Source organism: Nguyenibacter vanlangensis (genome assembly GCF_038719015.1).
GTDB lineage: Bacteria > Pseudomonadota > Alphaproteobacteria > Acetobacterales > Acetobacteraceae > Gluconacetobacter > Gluconacetobacter vanlangensis.
This window is the reverse complement of sequence record NZ_CP152276.1, coordinates 4,569,339-4,585,593: the sequence shown is the minus strand read 5'-3', so window position 1 is coordinate 4,585,593 and position 16,255 is coordinate 4,569,339. Positions and strand designations below refer to the sequence as shown.

The window sequence follows — 16,255 nt, the reverse complement described above, 5'->3', positions numbered from 1 at the left end:
CGAACGCCAGATTTTTGTGTATGGCGGGCAAAAAGCGCATCGTTTGGATCAGGGGGAGCATGGCGGACGATAGCGGAGAACGGCGCAGGAACGGCGGATTGCACCTCGCATTAAGTGGTTGGAACAACGCGGCAATCTGACGTGGCGCACGGTGCGCCGGATTCTCGCACCTCGTGAAAACGCCTTGTAACTCATTGAAAAACAACCGTCTCTCTGGCGCGCACCGTGCGGCCTTTTATCTTGCCATCAGGCAAGAGTGCCGCTTCCGAGCCAACAAAATCAGGAAATTCCGACCAATCACGACACCGTGGGCGTAAAAGCATGGTGCCGACCGGCAACCCGCCAACCAGTGTGCAGACAACAAGAAATCGAGAAATCCGGCGCGGTACAGTGCCAGTTTCCTTTATCTTGCCCTCCTTAAAATCCCGCCTCGCTCGCCCTTTTTGCCCGTAGGAGATGGGATCGCGAACGCGGCCCCAATCGTCCCTTGTCTGCTTGGAAAGCCCTCACCGGGGCGGCGGCAGGCGGTCAAGGCTGGCGCGTTAGCGCCACCGCACAGCGGCTTGGCCTTGAGGGCCTGACGGCGCTCCGGTCACCTCACTCAAAGCAGACAACCGGACTTCCAAAGCGTGAAGACGAGACGCCACTGAAGCGCCAGAACTTTGGCGGGCGTAATGCAATCAACGCAATCGATACGGCAGCGGAATTGCGTGGTCGTTGCAGAATGGCGACGAAAGGTCGGTAGCCGAACTGCTTGTTCGGCGTAACCGACGGAAACGGAAGCGTGCCCTAATCGACACCGAAAGGGGCCAAGGAAGGCGGCGCGAAACGCGATCTCAGCGCTGTATGCAAGCCGCAAACTGTCGCAAAACCCTGTCGCGAAACTCAGACTTTTGCGAGCGCGTTTCGCGACAGGATTTCTCAAACCAATTCAGACTGCGGCAATCCGGTCAGAAAATCAGGACTATCGCGACAAATGCGATGCCAGAAACTCGGCCGCGCTCTTGTGGGCAGCGCCAGCATTCCGGCTTCCCGATCTCAAGAAAAAGTCGTGCGCCTCGCCCTCGTAAACATCAAGCGTGACGGGTCCGCCGAGCTGCTGTGCCGTCCGCCGCAACTCCCGCCCGATCGACAAGGGGAATGTCCGATCGGCGCTGCCCCAAATCAATTGCAGGGGTGGCAATGAGCGGACAGGTTGGGAATAGCCGTTCGGGAAACCGCCATCGACCAGCACCAGAGCGTCAATGTCGGCTCTCCCGACCGAAGCCGCAGAAGCGATTTGCGCACCAAGCGAGATTCCGAGAACGCCGACCTTACCGCCGTGACGTGGGCGACCGTCGAGATAGGTGGCCACGCCTTGAACGGCAGAAATCCAGTCCGGCAGTCGCCGCGCATAATAGGCGATGCGGGCCTGCGCACTGCCCGCCGTGGCGATGGAGTCAATGTCAGCCGCCGACAGGACGTGAACGAGATAGGCATTCAAACCCGCCGCACGGAACGTCTGCCCGATCTCGCTATAAACGGGCGCTCCAAAGCCTTTGCTGCCGCTCAAGATCAGAACGGCCGGGCAGATTGCGTTCGCGCAATCCCCGAAACTCTCGACCAGAACCCCGCCGCTAACGGTCGGCACGGTGAATTGTTGTCGAGCCGATTGAGCGTTGGCTCCCGCTGGAAGAAAGAAAATGGCTAGGGTCACGATAATGATATTGAATAGACGCATGAATCTGTCCTGTGCGCTTTCGTCGAAAAATCCCGAAACCCGCAACATATCAGTTAATCGAGCTGCTTGTCCTCGGAGGGAAGGCTGTGTTCCTCCCACTCCGTTCGTGGAATCGGGTCGCCCATGAGAAATTCGAATGCGGCGACCTTCTTGCGATCCGGCGTGAGGTCGCATTTGAAACGAAGCCGATACCAGTTCTTCTTGCTATGCAGCGCTGCACCATCGGCGGAAAAAGAACTTCCTGATAGTTTTGGATCAGCCATGGCATAGGCAACAACGCGATCCGGCTTGAGGTCTTTACTCCACGATCCGACCTGCGCCATTGCCTCCACATTGCATAGCTGCTCGACCCGCTCGTCCGGCGTGAGCATCGCAAGTTCCTTCCTAGCCTTCCGGCTCCGGGGATCGGAAAGCGACCTCTCCGACAACATACGCGACGGCTTCACCATCGCCGGCGTTTCGTCGCGGGGCCGGCTTTCCTCCGAAGGCGCTGGCGTCTCGGAGCGCGCTTCCGGCTTCTCCACCCGCTCGACGGTCTGCGGCTGCGCCAAGGGGAGCTGGGACGGCTGTCCGTGCTTTTCTTCCGGGATCACTGGGGGAAGCGTGACGATTTCCACGTCTACGCTCTGTTCCGGCTGCTCGGGCAGTTTCGGAGCGGTCGGCAAGAGCAGGATGAACGCGCCTAGCAGGATGTGCAGAAGCGCGGATGCGGCGATGCCCCAACCATTGAACCGTTCTTTTGCCTGCGCCGTCCCTCTCGCTCTCATGAAGGCTCGTCAGGGCGCAGCCGCCACGAACTGGCGCAGGAAATCAACGAAATGGCTGGTACTCGCCCGCTTGGGATTTTGGGTGCGGTCCACGACCTGCACCACGACCAGCCGCTTTGAGGGGATGACGGCGACATGCTGGCCGCCATAGCCGGATGCCTGTGCCGCACCGGGGCCGAACACCTGCGGATTCAATGTCCACCAGAGATAGCCATATCCCATGCCTTCTCGATTGGTGCTCGAATAGGCAGTGGTCGACTCCCGTACCCAGGAGGCGGGAATGACCTGCTTGCCGTCCCATCGGCCGTCATTGAGGAAAAGCTGACCGAAGCGAGCGAGGTCGCGGGCGCTCATCCTGAAGGGATAGGCTGGGTGGATGGATGATGCTTCGACAGAGTAACGGCCATCCGCTGCTGAAAAATCCTCCATGCCGGTCGGCACCGCGATGCGCTGTGCGAAGCTTCGAAAAATATCCTCTCCGGTTCGCTGCCTGTAGATCGTGCCGAGGGCGTTGAAATCCCAATTGTTGCAGAACCAGAATGAGCCCGGCGAATGGCTTCCGCGCTTGGGCCGGCTTTGGCGGATATCGGCGGTTTCATAAGCTGCGGGGTGATAGATACCGGATCGGGCCATGAGCAGATCGCGAACCGTTGCCTGCTTCTCCGCATCCGTAAGTGGCGGCGGCTTGTCGTCTATCCTGAGTTCGGCAAGCGTGCTGTTGAGATTGATACGGCCGTCAGAAATCGCGGTGCCAAAGAGTGCGCTCAACAAGCTCTTTCGGACGGACGCGATATTCACCTTCCGAGAAACATTGCCCCAGTTAGCAATGACCTTGCCGTCCTGCACCACCATGACGGCTGTGGGATTCAGGCCGTTCGCATATGTCGCGACAGCTTCCATGGGGCCAGCCGAAGTTCGATTGGCGTTTTGCCAAGGCTGCCCGTTCGCATGTCCTACGAGCGTGAAAATCCATAAGGTGGCAAGGACACGGATAATGACTCGCATAACGACCTTTCAACAACGCGCGGCCCCGTCCCTCATCAAGCCAGACCAAAGCAAAATTGTGAATTTAAACCGGCCTCTACCCTGTTGCTTTGCTATTATTGCGCCGGAACAGCTATCTCGCATCGACGCCGGTGGGTGATGCGGGATGATCAAGGGGATAAGTGACCGCGCCCGTGGAGCATTCATCGGGAACGTAGGGTGCGGCGACGATAGGTCACCTGCCGAACGGGGATCATGAGAGGGCTATAGCGAAAACGAATTGCCCGTCTTCATCGTTCTCGGCCCGCCATCAAGTTCTAGCGTAGTATAGCGTGCCGAAGGCCGCTGGATCGTAGAATTGGCGTTTTTCCGTGTTGCCTGCCGATCCTTACCAAGGGGTTTCGCCGCCTGGCCCTGCGAACCGGCCGGAAACGGCATCCTCGCCGAGCAGCGCATACTCGACCGGCAGTTTCGCTCCCTCTTCGGGCGTCATGAAGCCATTGTGCCCCGTCAGATCCGTCTTCACGTAGCCCGGACTTACCGAGTTCACGACGATCGGCGTACCACGCAGTTCCGCGCTGAGTTGGACGGTCAGCATGTTGAGCGCTGCCTTGGAAGCATTGTAGCCGATGAGACGTGCGGAATAATAAGGGGACGAGGGATCGCCGTTGAGCGTCAGCGAACCCAGAGAGCTGGACAGATTGACGATCCGCCCAGCCGACGAGCGGCGCAACAGCGGCAGCATCGCTTGCGTCACAGCCAAGGCGCCAATGAAATTCGTGTCCATGATTCTACGGACGGCCTCGGGTGAGGATACAGTCGGCGGCCCATCCTCCACATCGACAATGCCCGCGCTGTTGACGAGAATGTCGAGCTTGCCGTGCTGCGCGCCAATCGTCTCGACGGCGGCTGCAATGGTCGCCTGGTCATCGACATCGATTGGGACAGATTGTGCCGCCAACCCCTGAGATGAAAGATTTTCGACCGCTGCTCTGGCTCGTCCGGGATCGCGGGCGCCGATAATGACAAAGACCCCGGCTTGCGCGAGCTGACGGGCGATCTCCAATCCAATCCCTTTGTTCGCACCGGTGACGAGCGCGATGCGGTTGCTGTCGGCCATGAACGGACCCTCCTTCTGTTCGGTTTTGCCGCGAACTAAGATATGAAGGATTATTCAGTTTGAGGATTCGCTTATGGCGCTGAGCACGCCCGTCCATCTAACCCCTAGGAAAAAGCCGCGTCAGACGCGTGCGACGGCTACGTTGGACGCCATTTTCGAGGCGACCATTCAGGTTTTGGTGGTCGATGGTCCCCGGCGCCTGACGACCACACGCGTGGCGGAGCGGGCGGGTGTGTCTGTCGGCACCATGTACCAGTATTTCCCTCATAAGCAGGCCCTGTTCTACGCCCTGAACGCGCGTTACCTGGACACGCTGGCCGAGAAAATTGAGAGCGCCTGTCGGGCGCAGCGTGGCGCTCCGATCAATCAAATGATCGAAGCCCTCGTAACGACCTATTGGAATGCCAAGACGGAACGGGTCGAAGTGACACGCGCCCTCTATCGATCGGTCGTGGAGATCGACAACGAACCGTTGATCGAGGCGTTCAGCGGCCGCGTCGATGCCGCGACCGCCGCCATGTTTGCCAGCGCATCCGACGCCGCCTTCGCTGATCTGCCGGCCGTCAATCTGACGCTCCTGACCACGATCTTCGGGACCGTCCGTAGCGTGTTCGAGCGCAATCTGCCGATATCCGAAGGCCAGGCAGTACATAGGCAACTGGTTTTGATGTGCATTGCCTATTTGGAAGCGGTCAAAATACCCTCGCCGCGTCACAAAGACGGCTCGGCGACAGGAGAGCTGTAGCGTATCTTAGATTGCTGATAATCACAGATCGACCTTGCGCCCCTCTTCACGCGAGCGAGCAAAATCGAGGTCCGCGCCGACGAGAGGCGACCTGCAAAGAGCGGCGAGGATGCCGCCCATCCTGGGCGGCAGCGTATTGCGCGGAACCAAGACGGCGATGGTGACGCAGTTGCGGTGCACTCTTCGGGGATGAATTTTGCTCATTCGATCAAAGTATTGCGCCATGCGCCTACACCATCGCCCTTCCGAAAATCACCCGCCGTTTCACCCTTTCGCCCGCCGCATGCGCCGCGCACGCACGCGGGCCAGAACCTGCAACGGCGCCAACAGCGGCAGGACGATCAGCCAGATATGCCGTCCCACCCAACTGCCCGGCATGAAGCCGCCATGCGACACGTACGTCCCGACGGCCACGCCGCACAGATACAGCATGGCCGCGGTCGCCAGCGCGCTGACCAGCATAATGCCGACACGTGCGACGGTGGTGGGTCCAATGGCCATGCCCGATCCCCCCTTTTGAGCGAGATAATTTTTCCGCCGGGCAAAAAATCCGCCTGCCTCGCAAACCCGAGATCACGGGGCGTCGCACCCGGACAAGCCGGCAAATCGACCATTCACCGTCACCGGCCAGGGACTGCCGCCCCGAGCCTTGAGACGACGCATCCCCCATCGCCGGCCCCCATCGCCGACCGCCATTGACCAGCCGCCTTCCCGCCCGACACACTACCCGCCCACGCAACGATAATCGAGGCCCCCTCCCGAAGCCCGCACCATCCACCCGCACCCGATGGAGTCCAGACCACGATGGCCCCACGCCTGTCCGCCCCGCTCGGCGCCGCGTTGCTCGCCTCCGCCACCCCCGCCATGGCCGCGCCCCCGACGGCCTCCCCCACGCCCGCGCCGGTCCGGGAACATCTCGTCGTCATCGGGAACAGAACCTACACGCCGGCACCCGTCCCCGACATGTCGCGCCCGCCGCCGAAGGATGACGATGCCGGCATCCCGCTGGGCCCGCTGGGCAAATTCCGGCTGGGCGGCACCCAGGACCCGGACCACGACCCCGTCACCGGAACCTGGCTGGCCCCTTTCGGCACGGCTTACGAGACCTCCAACCCCCTGTCCCAGCACCACCAATAGGGGTCGCCCCCTTGTGATCCGACGCACCGTCAGAACGGCGCGACCACCCGCCAAACCGCGCGCGACCATAATAGATTATGTAGAAACGGGACCGAAAACTGGAGGAATGACATGCTCGATCATGTCGGCATCGGCGTTTCCGATTTTGGCCGCGCCCAGGATTTCTACGACCGGGCCCTCAAGCCCCTGGGAATCGACAGGCTCCACGGGGACAATGCCACTTTCGCGGGCTATGGCGAGGCACCCAAGCCCATCTTCTGGATCGGCCATGAGCAAGGATCGCCGACCCGTACCCATGTCGCATTCACCGCCGCGGACCGGCAGAGCGTGGACCAATTCTACAGCGCCGCACTGGCCGCCGGCGGCCGGGGCAACGGGCCGCCCGGCCTCCGGACGCAATACCACCCCGATTATTACGGCGCCTTCGTCCTCGATCCCGACGGCCATAATATCGAGGCCGTCTGCCACAAGCCCGCCGCCCTTTGACCGCGCCGGCAGCACCCACCAAAGACGGCGCTTTTGGAAACCTGTTACTTATCAATGGATCGGGGGCTAAAGGTCCGCGCCTCCCCCATGGGTCGAGGGCAGCGCCTCGCGCCACCCCGTCACGATCCGTACCGGACAGGCCGGACCAGCCGGCCTGTCCCGGAGCATCACGCCACCCGGCGCGCCCCGCCGCGCTGGCCGCCGCCCTGGCGTGCCTGATGGCGCCCGCCACCGCCGCCGCCCCGGCCGCGCCCGCCGCCACCACCCAGCACGGGCGGCTTCTGCGTCGAATTCTGGGCCGCGTCGGAATGGAACGGATGCTCCTGCACCACCGGGACCTTCTTGCCGATCGCCTTTTCGATATCGCGTAGCCACGCCCGCTGCTCGGCATCGCACAGCGACACCGCCCAGCCGTCCCGCCCGGCGCGCGCCGTGCGGCCGATCCGGTGGACATAGCTCTCCGGCACGTTCGGCAGGTCGTAATTGAACACGTGCGTCACGTCGTCGACATCGATGCCGCGCGCCGCGATGTCGGTCGCCACCAGCACCTTCACCGCGCCGGAGCGAAAGCCCGACATCGCCCGCTCGCGCGCGCCCTGCGACTTGTTGCCGTGAATCGCCTCGGCCACGATCCCGTTCTCGTTCAGGAACGCCGCGACCTTGTTCGCCTCGTGCTTCATCAGCGTAAAGACGACCGCCCGCTCCACCTTCGGCGAGTCCACCAGCAGGCGCAGCGCGTCGCGCTTCTTCTCCGTGTCCACGAACATCACCGCCTGGCGGATCCGGTCCACCGTGCTCGACGGCGGGGTGACCTGCACCGTCGCCGGGTCGCGCAGCAGGCTATGCGCCAGCTCGGCGATGCTCTTGGGCATGGTGGCCGAAAACAGCAGCGTCTGCCGCTCGCGCGGCAGTGCCGCGACGATCCGGCGGATATCGCGGACAAAGCCCATGTCCAGCATCCGGTCCGCCTCGTCCAGGACCAGGACCTCCAGCCCCGCCAGGTCGACATGCCCCTGGCCCATCAGGTCCAGCAGGCGTCCGGGGGCGGCCACCAGCACATCCACCCCGCGCCGCATCGCCTCGACCTGCCGCCCCTGCCCCACGCCGCCGAAGATCACGGCATGGCTCAGCCGCATATGCCGGGCATAGGCCTTGAAACTCTCATCGATCTGCGACGCCAGCTCGCGCGTCGGCGCCAGCACCAGCGCCCGCGCCCCCTTGGGGTGCGCCCGGCGCGAATGGGTCAGCAGCCGGTGCAGGATCGGCAGCGCGAAGGCCGCGGTCTTGCCCGTGCCCGTCTGTGCCAGGCCCAGCAGGTCCCGCCCGGCCAGCAGGTGCGGAATCGCGCCGGCCTGGATCGGCGTCGGCGTCGTGTATCCTTCCTCGTTCAGCGCGCGCAACAGCGGCTCGGCAAGCTGAAGATCGGCAAATGTGGTCATGCAGCGCCTCCTGGCACCAGGGAAAGGCCGGACGCCACACGACAGGATGGGATTCCGGAATGATTTTTTGGAAAATACGAAACACGGTTCGCGCCCCCGCAACGCAGGGCACGCTGTCATTCACCGCAAGCCGTCAGGAAAGGAAGATGCTGTTGTCCGTCCAGTGCGTGCCCCCCGCGTCCAAAGGCACGTGCGTCCAAGTCAGCAAGCCGGACAGGCGCGGTCCGTCCACGGGCGGCTTCTAGCCGCTCGTCCCCTCCGCCGCAAGTCCTTTTCCGGCGGTGCTGTCCCCATGCAGCCGCCGCGCCAGCCACAGCGCACCCTCGATCGCGCTCCCACGGGGCCGCGCCAGCCCCTCGCGGCTTTCCGCCGGCAGATAGGGCTCCAGCACCTCGGCCAGCCCGCCCAGCAGGCAGCAGGGCAGCCCACGAAACCCCTCCGCGTCGCACAAGGCCGCCCGCAACAGCGCGATCTCCGCGCCGGCCCGGCCCAGCAAAGCCCGCGCCTGCGCGTCCCCGTCCTCTGCCGCCGCGACCACCAGCGGCGCCAGCCGGCCGAAACCCGCCGCCCCCATCCGCACAGCCCACAGCATCGGATCGCCGCCCTCGGATGCCAGGGCGCGCCAGATCCGCTCGACCAGCGCCGAACCCGGCACCCGCCCGTCCCTGGCCCGCAGCATCAGCCGCACCGCCTCCAGCCCGATCCAGGCCCCGCCGCCCTCGTCCCCCTGGGGGAATCCCCATCCGCCGACCCGGCGGACGCGCCCGCCGGCCAGGGCGAAGCCGACCGTTCCGGTCCCCACGGCCACGACCGCCCCCGCCGCCCCGCCATGCGCGCCGACACAGGACGTATAGCCGTCGGTAACCAGGTCGATCCGGTCGAACAGCGCCGGAAACGCCAGAAACCGCTCCGCCGCCCCGGGCACCTCGGCCCCCGCCAGCCCCGCCCCGGCGATCAGATGGCACGACGACCGGGCCAGCCCCGCCTGCGCCAGCGCCGCCGCCAGGGCGTCACCGACCGATCGCCAGCCCTGCGCGGCATCGGTCGCGATATTGGCCGGACCACCCTGCCCCTCGCCCAGCATCACCCCCTCCGGCGTGACCAGGCGCAGCCGCGTCCCCGTGCCGCCCCCGTCGATTCCGGCCAGCAGGCGCACCACGCCCTGCGTCACCGGTCCTGCCGCCGCAGCAAAAACAGCGCCTGCTCGCCGAACAGATTGGCCAGCCGGATGGACCGGCGCCACGGCGCCCGCTCCCCGTCCTCGTCCACCGCCATCCATTCCTCGACCACATATCCTTCCTCGCGGCACAGCATCAGGAAATCCAGGATCGTGCAGGGATGGATGTTGGGCGTCTCGTACCACGGCGTATGCCACACCGCCGTCATCGGCATCCGCCCGCCCAGCAGCAATTTCAGCCGCAATTGCCAATGCCCGAAATTGGGGAAGGACACGATGGCATGCCGCCCGATGCGCAGCATCTGGCGCAGCACCTCGCGCGGCCGCTCCACCGCCTGCAGGGTACGCTGCAGCACGACGTAATCGAACGCATGCTCGGGATAATGCGCCAGGTCATGGTCCGCGTCGCCATGCATCACCGGCAGCCCGTGGGCCACCGACCGCGTGACCTCCTGCATGTCGATCTCGATCCCCTGCGCGTCGCACCTCCTGGTGCGGAACAGGTAATCCAGCAACGCCCCGTCGCCGCTGCCGATATCCAGCACGCGGGTGCCGGGCCGGATCATCTCGGCGATCAGCCGCTGGTCCAGGCGCATGGCTCAGCCGATCCGCGCATGTTCGGCGGCGCCGGACAGGAATCCGCGTACCGTCCGGTCGAAATCGGGCTCGTCCAGCAGAAAGGCGTCATGCCCCTTGTCGCTTTCGATCTCGACGAACGACACGTTGGCCGCCGCCCGGTTCAGCGCCCGCGCCAGCGACCGCGCCTGCGTGGTCGGGAACAGCCAGTCCGAGGAAAAGGACACGATGCAGAACCGCGTGCGCGTCCCATGGAAAGGCCGCGACAGGTCCCCGTCATGATCGGCCCCGAGATCGAAATAATCCATCGCCCGCGTGATCGTCAGATAGGAATTGGCATCGAAGCGCCGCACGAAGGACGACCCCTGGTGCCGCAGATAGCTCTCGACCTCGAACATCTCGCCGAACAGCGACAGCGGATTGGCCGGCCCGTACGGGTCGCGCCGGGTGCGCCGCCCGAATTTCCGGGTCAGCGCCTCCTCCGACAGGTACGTGATGTGCGCCATCATCCGCGCCACCGCCAGCCCGCGCGCCGGAATCGCCTCACGCTCCCAGTACCGCCCGCCATGCCACTCCGGATCGGCGAAGATCGCCTGGCGGCTGACCTCGTTGAAGGCGATGTTCTGCGCCGAGTGAAACGGCGAGGTCGCGATCGGCATGGCCGCGAACACCATGTCGGGAAAGGTCGCCGCCCATTCCAGCACCTGCATCCCGCCCATCGACCCGCCAATGACGGCGAACAGCCGCGCGATCCCCAGCCGGTCGATCACCAGCTTCTGCGCCCGCACCATGTCGCGGATGGTGATCGGCGGAAATTCCGTCCCCCAAGGTTCCACTCTCCGGGGTTCCAGCCCCGGGCCCTCTCCGCCGCGCGGCGAACGCGGGCCGGTCGAGCCCATGCACCCGCCCAGCACGTTCATGCAGATGACGAAGAACCGGTCGGTATCGATCGGCAGGCCCGGCCCGACCATCCGGCTCCACCAGCCCGGCTTCCCGGTCAGCGGATGCCGCTCGGCCAGATACTGATCGCCCGTCAGCGCATGGCAGACGATGATCGCATTGTCCCGCGCCGCCGACAGCGTGCCATAGGTGCGATAGGCCACCTGCACCGGCGCCAGATGAACCCCGCATTCCAGATGCAGCCCTTCGGGGAACAGCATGTGCTCGTGCTGAAGCGGGGCAGGCAGGGTCTGATCCATCGCGTGGGCCGACATTCCGACAAAAGAGGGACAGCAAGGGCGCAGGCTGCGTCCTATGACACCGGCGCCCGCCACGCGCAACTGTCTGGGCGCAACTGCCTGGACCACCGCCGTCCCGGATCGAATGGCCTCGATCTGGCAAGACGGGCAGATAAGACGCGGCCAATCGGGCCGCATCCCCGCCCCTGCCCCGCTTCACCGCATCGTGTGCGCCCCGCCCGCTCCCGCCCCTGCCGCGGCGGGCTATGCTCGCCCCCGGCCGGGCACCCGCCGCCCTCACCGGCAAAGCGGCAACAGCCCGGAGAACGGCCTGCGACCAACCGGGCAAGCTGCAAGGAACCGACCCGATGCGCATCACCAAATACGGCACCGCCCACTGGGCCGGCGGCCTGAAGGACGGCAAGGGCACCGTCTCCACCGAAAGCGGCGCGCTGTCGGCGCAGCCCTACGGCTTCAACACCCGCTTCGAGGGCGTGGCCGGCACCAACCCCGAGGAACTGATCGGCGCCGCCCACGCGGCCTGCTTCGCCATGGCGCTGTCGGCCATCCTGGGCGAGGCCGGACTGACCGCCACCGCGCTGGATTCCAAATCCGTCGTCACTCTGGAAAAACAGCCCGACGGCTTCACCGTCACCGGCATCCACCTCACCCTCGCGGCCACCATCCCCGGCGCCACCGAATCCCGGTTCCAGGACCTCGCCGCCAAGGCCAAGGCCGGCTGCCCGATCTCCAGGCTGCTGAACGCCCCCATCACGCTGGAAGCCACCCTGAGCACCTGAGGAGCCGAGCACGCGGATACCCGCCTGGGGCGACCCGGCGGGCAAGTCCGGCATTCCGCGCGACGCAACGGCAGGCGACGTGCGGTGTTTCCCTTATGGTCGCCATGTCCGGGGAGAAGTCCGATGTCGAACGACACGTTCCCGATCGATCTGGGTCGCCTGAAGCCGCTGCGGCTGGACCCCAGGGTCACGACGCTTTCCGACGAGGCGAAAGCGGTGTTGAAACACAATATCCAGATCTGCCGCGACGCCATTGTCTTCTTCACCGCACTGGCGGGCGCCAAGGGCCTGGCAGGTCATTCCGGCGGTCCGTACGACACCGTCCCCGAGGTGATGATCGTGCGGGCTTTCATCGCCGGCGGCGCGCCGATCGTTCCGGTCTTCTACGACGAAGCCGGCCATCGGGTGGCGACCCAGTACCTGTTGAGCGTGCTGAACGGCGACATGCCGGCTGAAAAATTGCTGCATTATCGCGAATACGGCAGCGGCCTGCCCGGCCATCCGGAGAAAGAACTGACCCCGGGACTGGCGTTCAGTTCGGGCCGCCTGGGCCATCTCTGGGCCTTCTGCAACGGCGTCGCCATGGCCAACCCGGGAAAATCCGTTATCCTGCTGGGATCGGACGGCAGCCAGATGGAGGGCGACGACGCCGAGGCCGCGCGCCTGGCCGTCGCGCAGGGGCTCAATATCAAGCTCCTCATCGACGACAACAATGTCACGATCGCGGGGCATCCCCAGGAATACATGCCCGGCTACGACCTGACGCGCACCCTGGCGGGGTATGGCCTGACGACGGAAACGACGATGGGCGAGGACCTCGAGGCACTGCATATCGACCTCTGCCGGGCTTTCGACAATCCGGCTCCGCATGCCGTCGTCATCAAGCGCCCGATGGCGGTGGGGATCGGAAAAGTCGAGGGCGACATCCACGCGCACGATGCCCTGAAGACGGACGTGGCGATTGCCTATCTCGAAAACCGGGGCGGCTATGACGACGCGATCGCCATGCTCAAGGCGGCGAAGCCCGACAAGAGTCCGCTCACCTATCGCGGCTCGTCGGGCGAGGGGAAGAACCGGGACGATTTTGGCAAAGTCGTCAACGAGATCCTGGATGGAATGGACGAGGAGACCCGCAGGGCCAGCGTGCGGGTGTTCGACAACGACCTCGAAGGGTCCTGCGGCCTCCATCACATCAGGAAGAAGCATCCCGAGGTGTTCATAAAGGCCGGGATCATGGAGCGGGGCAATTTCTCGGCCGCCGCGGGCTTCGGATCCAGCGAAGGAAAGCAGGGAATTTACGCGACCTTCAGCGCGTTCCTCGAAATGATCGTCAGCGAAATCACCATGGCGCGGCTGAATTTCGCCAACGTGCTGGCTCACTTCTCCCATAGCGGGGTCGACGAGATGGCGGACAACACCTGCCATTTCGGCATCAATTCGATGTTCGCCGATGGCGGGATCAGGCCGCTTCACGGCGAAGACGCGACGCGCCTCTATTTCCCGGCGGACCAGTATCAATTCTCCGCCTGCGTGAAGCGGATATTCAAGGATCCCGGGCTGCGGTTCGTTTTCAGCAATCGGGCGGCCGTGCCGGACATCCTGGCTGAGGATGGCAAGCGGTTTTATGAGGGACGCGCCTTCGCGCCGGGTATCGACGACCTGGTGCGGGAAGCGAAGAACGGCGGCGGCTATGTGGTCAGCTTCGGTGAAACGCTCTACCGCGCCCTGGATGCGGTCACCGGACTGCGAGAGGACGGCATCGATGTCGGGCTCGTCAACAAGGCGACCTTGAACGTCGTCGACCCCGCGATGATGGCCCGGCTCGCCAAGGCGCCCTGGATATTGGTCGCGGAGGGCTGGAATGTGAAAACGGGCCTGGGCAGCCGCTTCGGCAGCCACTTGCTGCGGGCGGGCTTCCGGGGACGGTACAATCACATTGGCGTCCACATCGAAGGCTGCGGCGGCCTCTGGCAGCAGCAAGGCAATCAGGGCCTGGATCCCGACGGAATTGCCAGGGCCATCCGCGCGCTGGCTTAGGGCATCATCCGACCGGATGGGCGCATCCTGTCGGACAAAGATGCTCGCCGAAACAATGCACCAGAGCCAGGTCCCGTTCAAACGGATGGCGTCTCCATCACCTTCCCATCCCGGGCGCCGCAGCGCCCGGCACGGGTTCAAGGCCAGGATTTGCCGGTCTGGGCGCGGTGGCGGAGAGCATGATCCGCCAGCACGCAGGCCATCATCGCCTCGCCCACCGGCACGGCGCGAATCCCCACGCACGGGTCGTGCCGCCCCTTGGTCATCACGTCGACATTCTCGCCGCCGCGCGTCACCGAGGCCACCGGGGTCAGGATCGAACTGGTCGGCTTGACGGCAAAGCGCGCCACTACCGGCTGGCCGGTGGAAATCCCGCCCAGAACACCCCCGGCATGGTTCGCGCCGAAGGTCAGGCGCCCGTCCTCCATGCGCATCGGATCGGCGTTTTCCTCGCCGGTCAGCGCGGCGGCGGCGAACCCGTCGCCGATCTCGACCCCCTTGACGGCGTTGATGCTCATCAGCGCCATCGCCAGGTCGGAATCCAGCTTGCCATAGATCGGCGCGCCCAGCCCCGCCGGCACGCCCTCGGCCACGATCTCGATCACCGCGCCGGCCGACGACCCCGCCTTGCGCACCGTCGAGAGGTAATCCTCCCACACCGGCACCATCGCGGCATCGGGGCAGAAGAACGGGTTGCCCTCCACCACGTCCCAGTCCCAGCGCGCCCGGTCGATCCGGTGCGGGCCGATCTGCGTCAGCGCGCCGCGAATGCGCACGCCCTCCCCCAGCACGATGCGCGCCACGGCTCCCGCCGCCACCCGCATCGCCGTCTCGCGGGCCGAGGACCGGCCGCCGCCGCGATAATCGCGAATCCCGTATTTCAGGTCATAGGCCACGTCGGCATGGCCGGGCCGGTACCGCTCGGCAATGTCGCCGTAATCGCGCGACCGCTGGTCGGTGTTGCGGATCAGCAGCGAAATCGGCGTCCCGGTCGTCCGCCCCTCGAACACGCCCGATAGAATCTCCACCGCGTCGGGCTCCTGCCGCTGGGTGGTGAATTTCGACTGGCCCGGCCGGCGCCGATCCAGCCAGGGCTGGATATCCGCCTCGCCCAGCGGCAGCAGCGGCGGACAGCCGTCGACGACGCAGCCGATCGCCGGCCCGTGGCTCTCCCCCCAGGTCGTCACCCGGAACAGATGGCCGAAACTGTTGTGCGACATGGGGACCTCCCGCCGCCGTCAGTCGCCCGAGACGGAAATATCGGGCGCCGACGGATTCTTCATGCCCACGATATTGTACCCGGAATCGACATGGTGAACCTCGCCGGTCACGCCGCCCGCCAGGTCGGACAGCATGTACAGGCCGGCCCCGCCGACCTCCTCCAGCGCCACGTTGCGCTCCAGCGGCGCGTTGTACTGGTTCCATTTCAGGATATAGCGGAAATCGCCGATCCCGTTGGCGGCCAGCGTCATGATCGGCCCGGCCGAAATGGCATTCACCCGGATTCCGTCCCGGCCCAGGTCGGCGGCCATATAGCGCACCGACGCCTCCAGCGCCGCCTTGGCCACGCCCATCACGTTGTAGTGCGGCATCACCCGCTCGGCGCCCAGATAGGACAGGGTCAGCATCGACCCGCCCGCCTTCATCAGCCGCGCGGCCCGGCGCGCCACCGCCGTGAAGGAATAGCACGAAATGTCCAGCGCGGTCAGGAACGCCTCGCGCGGCGTGTCGACATAGCGCCCACGCAGATACTGCTTGTCCGCCCACCCGATGGCATGGACCAGGAAATCCAGCCCGCCCCATTCCTCCTCGATCCGGGCGAAGGTCGCGTCGATCGCCGCGTCGTCCCCCACGTCGCACGGCAGCACCAGGCTCGACCCCACCCGCTCGGCCAGCGGCCGCACCCGCTTGCCCAGCGCCTCGCCCTGATAGGTAAAGGCCAGCTCGCCGCCCTGGGCGGCCACCGCGCTGGCGATCCCCCAGGCGATCGACCGGTCATTGGCCACGCCCATGACAAGCCCCCGCTTGCCCTTCATGAGGGTGCCGGTGGCCGGGACTTTGGACGTTCCATCTGACATGGTAGGATATC

17 protein-coding genes are annotated in these 16,255 nt (G+C 65.1%); 5 read left to right on the top strand and 12 right to left on the bottom strand.

Annotation, left to right across the window (positions count from 1 at the left end; all coding sequences use genetic code 11):
- Nucleotides 1–964: 964 nt before the first annotated feature.
- The 4 genes from AAC691_RS21430 to AAC691_RS21415 form a co-directional block, all read right to left on the bottom strand.
- Nucleotides 965–1,720 (bottom strand): dienelactone hydrolase family protein, encoded by a 756-nt coding sequence (locus AAC691_RS21430; protein WP_342628407.1) that lies wholly within the window; start codon nt 1,718–1,720, stop codon nt 965–967.
- Nucleotides 1,721–1,773: 53 nt separating this feature from the next.
- Nucleotides 1,774–2,487 (bottom strand): DUF930 domain-containing protein, encoded by a 714-nt coding sequence (locus AAC691_RS21425; RefSeq protein WP_342628406.1) that lies wholly within the window; start codon nt 2,485–2,487, stop codon nt 1,774–1,776.
- Between the two features lie 9 nt (nt 2,488–2,496).
- Nucleotides 2,497–3,387 carry a serine hydrolase gene (locus AAC691_RS21420; protein ID WP_342628405.1) on the bottom strand — a complete coding sequence of 297 codons (891 nt, stop codon included), beginning with the start codon at nt 3,385–3,387 and terminating at the stop codon, nt 2,497–2,499.
- A 472-nt stretch (nt 3,388–3,859) separates the two neighbouring features.
- Entirely contained in the window at nt 3,860–4,591 is a 732-nt protein-coding gene (locus AAC691_RS21415) for an SDR family oxidoreductase (protein ID WP_342628404.1), read from the bottom strand.
- Nucleotides 4,592–4,664: 73 nt separating this feature from the next.
- On the opposite strand from AAC691_RS21415, the gene AAC691_RS21410 reads away from it, so the two are divergent.
- The gene (locus AAC691_RS21410; protein ID WP_342628403.1) at nt 4,665–5,336 is read left to right on the top strand and encodes a TetR/AcrR family transcriptional regulator; all 672 of its coding nucleotides are present in this window, start codon (nt 4,665–4,667) and stop codon (nt 5,334–5,336) included.
- Between the two features lie 21 nt (nt 5,337–5,357).
- Here the strand turns inward: AAC691_RS21410 and AAC691_RS21405 are convergent, their stop codons facing one another.
- Nucleotides 5,358–5,561: a hypothetical protein gene (locus tag AAC691_RS21405; protein ID WP_342628402.1), complete on the bottom strand. Its 204-nt coding sequence runs from the start codon at nt 5,559–5,561 to the stop codon at nt 5,358–5,360.
- Nucleotides 5,562–5,600: 39 nt separating this feature from the next.
- Nucleotides 5,601–5,837 (bottom strand): hypothetical protein, encoded by a 237-nt coding sequence (locus AAC691_RS21400; protein WP_342628401.1) that lies wholly within the window; start codon nt 5,835–5,837, stop codon nt 5,601–5,603.
- A gap of 303 nt (nt 5,838–6,140) precedes the next feature.
- Between AAC691_RS21400 and AAC691_RS21395 the strand changes: the two genes are divergently transcribed.
- Both AAC691_RS21395 and AAC691_RS21390 read left to right on the top strand, forming a co-directional pair.
- Complete coding sequence (locus AAC691_RS21395) at nt 6,141–6,473, top strand: hypothetical protein (protein ID WP_342628400.1); 333 nt, start codon at nt 6,141–6,143, stop codon at nt 6,471–6,473.
- A gap of 111 nt (nt 6,474–6,584) precedes the next feature.
- On the top strand, nt 6,585–6,959 hold the full coding sequence (locus AAC691_RS21390) for a VOC family protein (RefSeq protein ID WP_342628399.1): 375 nt from the start codon (nt 6,585–6,587) through the stop codon (nt 6,957–6,959).
- A gap of 167 nt (nt 6,960–7,126) precedes the next feature.
- Here AAC691_RS21390 and AAC691_RS21385 read toward each other — a convergent pair whose 3' ends face one another.
- The 4 genes from AAC691_RS21385 to AAC691_RS21370 all read right to left on the bottom strand — a co-directional run bounded on the left by AAC691_RS21385 (nt 7,127) and on the right by AAC691_RS21370 (nt 11,350).
- Nucleotides 7,127–8,398 carry a DEAD/DEAH box helicase gene (locus AAC691_RS21385; protein ID WP_323990631.1) on the bottom strand — a complete coding sequence of 424 codons (1,272 nt, stop codon included), beginning with the start codon at nt 8,396–8,398 and terminating at the stop codon, nt 7,127–7,129.
- A gap of 241 nt (nt 8,399–8,639) precedes the next feature.
- Entirely contained in the window at nt 8,640–9,569 is a 930-nt protein-coding gene (locus tag AAC691_RS21380) for a BadF/BadG/BcrA/BcrD ATPase family protein (protein WP_342628398.1), read from the bottom strand.
- A complete protein-coding gene (gene metW, locus AAC691_RS21375; protein WP_176639522.1) occupies nt 9,566–10,171 on the bottom strand; it encodes a methionine biosynthesis protein MetW in 606 nt (201 codons plus the stop codon). The genes AAC691_RS21380 and metW overlap by 4 nt, the downstream gene beginning before the upstream one ends.
- Nucleotides 10,172–10,174: 3 nt before the next feature.
- Entirely contained in the window at nt 10,175–11,350 is a 1,176-nt protein-coding gene (locus tag AAC691_RS21370) for a homoserine O-acetyltransferase (RefSeq protein ID WP_342628397.1), read from the bottom strand.
- 347 nt (nt 11,351–11,697) lie between these two features.
- Here AAC691_RS21370 and AAC691_RS21365 point away from each other — a divergent pair, with 347 nt between their 5' ends.
- On the top strand, nt 11,698–12,129 hold the full coding sequence (locus tag AAC691_RS21365) for an OsmC family protein (protein WP_342628396.1): 432 nt from the start codon (nt 11,698–11,700) through the stop codon (nt 12,127–12,129).
- Between the two features lie 123 nt (nt 12,130–12,252).
- Nucleotides 12,253–14,166: a transketolase C-terminal domain-containing protein gene (locus AAC691_RS21360; RefSeq protein ID WP_342628395.1), complete on the top strand. Its 1,914-nt coding sequence runs from the start codon at nt 12,253–12,255 to the stop codon at nt 14,164–14,166.
- A gap of 137 nt (nt 14,167–14,303) precedes the next feature.
- Here the strand turns inward: AAC691_RS21360 and aroC are convergent, their stop codons facing one another.
- Together aroC and fabI are read right to left on the bottom strand one after the other, a co-directional pair.
- Nucleotides 14,304–15,386: a chorismate synthase gene (gene aroC, locus AAC691_RS21355; protein WP_342628394.1), complete on the bottom strand. Its 1,083-nt coding sequence runs from the start codon at nt 15,384–15,386 to the stop codon at nt 14,304–14,306.
- An 18-nt stretch (nt 15,387–15,404) separates the two neighbouring features.
- On the bottom strand, nt 15,405–16,244 hold the full coding sequence (fabI, locus tag AAC691_RS21350) for an enoyl-ACP reductase FabI (RefSeq protein ID WP_176639527.1): 840 nt from the start codon (nt 16,242–16,244) through the stop codon (nt 15,405–15,407).
- Nucleotides 16,245–16,255: the final 11 nt, after the last annotated feature.

Excerpts from the sequence above, each read along its gene's own strand:
- AAC691_RS21370 (WP_342628397.1), bottom strand. The coding sequence starts at position 11,350 with ATGGATCAGACCCTGCCTGCCCCGCTTCAGCACGAGCACATGCTGTTC.
- AAC691_RS21360 (WP_342628395.1), top strand. The coding sequence starts at position 12,253 with ATGTCGAACGACACGTTCCCGATCGATCTGGGTCGCCTGAAGCCGCTG.
- AAC691_RS21405 (WP_342628402.1), bottom strand. The coding sequence starts at position 5,561 with ATGGCGCAATACTTTGATCGAATGAGCAAAATTCATCCCCGAAGAGTG.
- aroC (WP_342628394.1), bottom strand. The coding sequence starts at position 15,386 with ATGTCGCACAACAGTTTCGGCCATCTGTTCCGGGTGACGACCTGGGGG.
- AAC691_RS21415 (WP_342628404.1), bottom strand. The coding sequence starts at position 4,591 with ATGGCCGACAGCAACCGCATCGCGCTCGTCACCGGTGCGAACAAAGGG.
- AAC691_RS21425 (WP_342628406.1), bottom strand. The coding sequence starts at position 2,487 with ATGAGAGCGAGAGGGACGGCGCAGGCAAAAGAACGGTTCAATGGTTGG.
- metW (WP_176639522.1), bottom strand. The coding sequence starts at position 10,171 with ATGCGCCTGGACCAGCGGCTGATCGCCGAGATGATCCGGCCCGGCACC.
- AAC691_RS21400 (WP_342628401.1), bottom strand. The coding sequence starts at position 5,837 with ATGGCCATTGGACCCACCACCGTCGCACGTGTCGGCATTATGCTGGTC.
- fabI (WP_176639527.1), bottom strand. The coding sequence starts at position 16,244 with ATGTCAGATGGAACGTCCAAAGTCCCGGCCACCGGCACCCTCATGAAG.
- AAC691_RS21390 (WP_342628399.1), top strand. The coding sequence starts at position 6,585 with ATGCTCGATCATGTCGGCATCGGCGTTTCCGATTTTGGCCGCGCCCAG.
- AAC691_RS21365 (WP_342628396.1), top strand. The coding sequence starts at position 11,698 with ATGCGCATCACCAAATACGGCACCGCCCACTGGGCCGGCGGCCTGAAG.
- AAC691_RS21430 (WP_342628407.1), bottom strand. The coding sequence starts at position 1,720 with ATGCGTCTATTCAATATCATTATCGTGACCCTAGCCATTTTCTTTCTT.
- AAC691_RS21420 (WP_342628405.1), bottom strand. The coding sequence starts at position 3,387 with ATGGAAGCTGTCGCGACATATGCGAACGGCCTGAATCCCACAGCCGTC.
- AAC691_RS21395 (WP_342628400.1), top strand. The coding sequence starts at position 6,141 with ATGGCCCCACGCCTGTCCGCCCCGCTCGGCGCCGCGTTGCTCGCCTCC.
- AAC691_RS21410 (WP_342628403.1), top strand. The coding sequence starts at position 4,665 with ATGGCGCTGAGCACGCCCGTCCATCTAACCCCTAGGAAAAAGCCGCGT.
- AAC691_RS21385 (WP_323990631.1), bottom strand. The coding sequence starts at position 8,398 with ATGACCACATTTGCCGATCTTCAGCTTGCCGAGCCGCTGTTGCGCGCG.